Raw genomic sequence first — 3,291 nt, 5'->3', positions numbered from 1 at the left:
GAGCTGAGCGATTATTAAGCAGAAATTAAAGAAAGAAATCTAACGATTTGCCCAACTGGGTAACCTGTTAAGTATGGTTTTAGTGAATTCTCCCTCCGCTAACATGCGCGGGTATAGCGGGGGCTTCAAAGACGAGCGCCCTGATGTGGGTGTTCGTTTTTGAATTTCCTGGTTATGCTTCGTTACCGAAGTTTGCACCACTTACCTAGCGTTCACACGCCCCGGCAGATCGATTGCTCAGGCAGTTTCCAGTTCCCGATGTTCCACGGGTAAAGTTTGATGTTTTGCGATTCCCCGGTTGCAAATTACTTGAGCGCTAGCTACGTCTCTAGGCTTGACAGAACAGCAGTTATCGCAACGGTGAATCCGATCAGCGAGTGTTTTTTTAACAGTTACACCGCAATCGGGGCATTCTTGAGAAGTTCCACGGTGATCAACCGTGTCGAAAAACTTCCCAAGTTTCAACGCGACAGTCTTAGTAATCTGACGCAATTCACCTAAACCAGCGTCTAAGGTATGTTTACCCAACATCCCCTTAGCCATTGTCCGAAAATCAATGTCTTCAAAGAAAATACTGTCACACTCAGCTAGCAGCTGATGAGCCAGTTTGTAATGGTGATCTCTTCTTTGAGCCGCTACAGTTCGGTGAAGTCTCGCTACTTTCAACTGAGCTTTACGGTAGTTAGCTGATCCCTTTTGTTTCCTGTTTAAGCGACGTTGCAGCAATTTAAGCTTGCGTTCTGCTTTGACTTTGAACCGGGGACGCTTTACCTGTAAGCTATCTGAAGTGGCGACAAGGTAATCAAGTCCAAGATCAACACCAATAGCGTGACCGTGGAACCCAACTGACGGAACATTAACATCACACTGGATGCAAATATTGCAATACCAGTGATCCGCTTTTTTGATGACCCGAACATTTTTAATTTTGAAACCATCCGGGATCGGACGATGAAGATTAATTGTCACTTTTCCCAGTTTGGGAAGCTTGATCACGTTGTTTTGAGCATCTAATGGTGAAGTTTTGAACTGAGGAAATAATGTTGATCTCAGCTTCCCTGGTTTCTTAAACCGTGGATATCCAAAACCACGTTCACGCATAAAATCAAACCCTTTGTGAAGCTGTTTGATAGTGCATTGCAGGTTTTGGGCAGGCACCGCTTTCAGTCGTGGGTTTGTCTTTTTAGCTTTAGCTAATTCAGCATTCTGCTTATATTCGGACGGATACGGTTCATCGGGTGGAATTACATATTCACTAACGATTGAACACCGATCAATCGGACACTTCCGGCTGTTTGACCAGTCTTTAATCTGCCTCAAAGCGTAGTTGTAAACCCTTCGAGACGTTTCGAGCCAGTCACACAGGGTGATCGCCTGTTCAGCATCGGGATAAATACGATATTGGTAGTTCAATCTCAGCATACCCATAGTATAGCTAGTTCTACTAGCAACCTCACCATCCGTAGACTAAAAAATTGGTAAAGTTAAGGGCAAGTGGATGAATCCCACTTGCCCTTAACAACCCCCAACCCTAGTTAGACTTAGCCTGGGCTAGGTCTAGACTACCTAAATAGATATCAGTAATTTCCCATAACTATGTCACAACCCACTATAGAATCAATCCTTCAAGAAGAACGGCTGTTCCCGCCACCGACTGACTTTTCTGAGAATGCCCAGATTAAGAGCATGGCGGAGTATCAGCAACTGTATGAACAAGCCAAAGCTGACCCCCAAGGGTTTTGGGCCCAGCTTGCAGACCAAGAACTAGACTGGTTTCAAAAGTGGGATACGGTATTAGATTGGCAACCCCCCTTTGCCAAGTGGTTTGTTGGTGGAAAGATTAATATTTCTTACAACTGTCTTGACAGACACCTCACTACCTGGCGTCGGAATAAAGCTGCCCTGATTTGGGAAGGGGAACCGGGAGACTCCCGCACCCTAACCTATGCCCAGTTACACCGGGAAGTTTGCCAGATGGCAAATGTGATCAAACAACTGGGAGTGAAAAAAGGCGATCGCGTTGGCATTTATATGCCCATGATTCCGGAAGCTGCCATTGCCATGCTGGCCTGTGCTAGAATTGGTGCTCCCCACACGGTTGTTTTTGGTGGCTTTAGTGCTGAAGCCCTAAAAGACCGACTGGTAGATGCTCAAGCTAAATTAGTAATTACTGCTGATGGGGGCTGGCGCAAAGACAAGATTGTTCCTCTCAAGATCCAAGTTGATAAAGCCCTAGAGAATAATGGCGCACCTACTGTAGAAAACGTCCTAGTGGTAGAACGCACCAAGCAAGGGATTGACATGGAACCAGGACGAGACCACTGGTGGCATGACTTGCAACCGGGAGCATCTGCGGATTGTCCAGCGGAACCCATGGATAGTGAAGATATGCTGTTCATTCTCTACACTAGCGGTACCACCGGTAAACCGAAAGGGGTCGTTCACACTACTGGTGGCTATAACCTCTACACCCACATGACTACCAAGTGGACTTTTGACCTCAAGGAGACCGATGTCTACTGGTGTACTGCTGATGTCGGCTGGATTACCGGACACAGTTACATTGTCTATGGTCCATTGTCCAATGGTGCTACTAGCCTGATGTACGAAGGGGCTCCCCGTCCTTCCAATCCCGGTTGCTTGTGGGATGTGGTAGAAAAATATGGAGTCACTATCTTCTACACTGCGCCCACTGCGATTCGTGCCTTTATTAAGATGGGAGACCAGCATCCCAACGCCCGTGATTTATCGTCCCTACGTATCCTAGGAACTGTCGGTGAACCGATTAACCCAGAAGCCTGGATGTGGTACCATCGAGTGATTGGGGGAGAACGTTGTCCCATTGTCGATACGTGGTGGCAAACTGAAACCGGAGGCTTCATGCTCACCCCCTTACCCGGTGCTACTCCCACTAAACCCGGTTCCGCTACCTTCCCCTTCCCAGGCATTATTGCTGATATTGTAGATTTAGACGGCAATCCAGTTGGGGACAATGATGGTGGTTATTTAGTTATCAAACATCCTTGGCCAAGTATGATCCGTACTGTCTATGGCAATGATGACCGTTTCCGCCGCACCTATTGGGAACATATCCAGCCAAAAGATGGCCAATACTTCTATTTTGCTGGAGATGGTGCCAGAAAAGACCCCGATGGCTATTTCTGGGTTATGGGTCGTGTCGATGATGTGTTGAATATCTCTGGTCACCGCTTAGGAACCATGGAAGTGGAGTCAGCACTGGTTTCTCATCCTTCTGTAGCTGAAGCAGCTGTAGTCGGTAAACCTGATGAG

General features: G+C 47.0%; 2 protein-coding genes. One reads left to right on the top strand and one right to left on the bottom strand.

Going from position 1 to position 3,291, the window contains the following annotated elements:
* Positions 1 to 237: 237 nt before the first annotated feature.
* Positions 238 to 1,422 (bottom strand): RNA-guided endonuclease InsQ/TnpB family protein, encoded by a 1,185-nt coding sequence (locus tag F6K37_RS35605; RefSeq protein ID WP_044492212.1) that lies wholly within the window; start codon positions 1,420 to 1,422, stop codon positions 238 to 240.
* Positions 1,423 to 1,596: 174 nt separating this feature from the next.
* Between F6K37_RS35605 and acs the strand changes: the two genes are divergently transcribed.
* The coding region (acs, locus tag F6K37_RS35600; RefSeq protein ID WP_287255611.1) for an acetate--CoA ligase at positions 1,597 to 3,291 on the top strand (1,695 nt) is incomplete at its 3' end.

It is taken from the genome of Moorena sp. SIO4E2 (assembly GCF_010671945.1).
In the GTDB taxonomy this organism is placed as follows: domain Bacteria; phylum Cyanobacteriota; class Cyanobacteriia; order Cyanobacteriales; family Coleofasciculaceae; genus Moorena; species Moorena producens.
This window is presented reverse-complemented; position numbering and strand designations above follow the sequence as displayed.

What these genes read in the sequence shown, in the direction of transcription:
- F6K37_RS35605 (WP_044492212.1), bottom strand. Translation starts at nt 1,422, where the DNA reads ATGCTGAGATTGAACTACCAATATCGTATTTATCCCGATGCTGAACAG.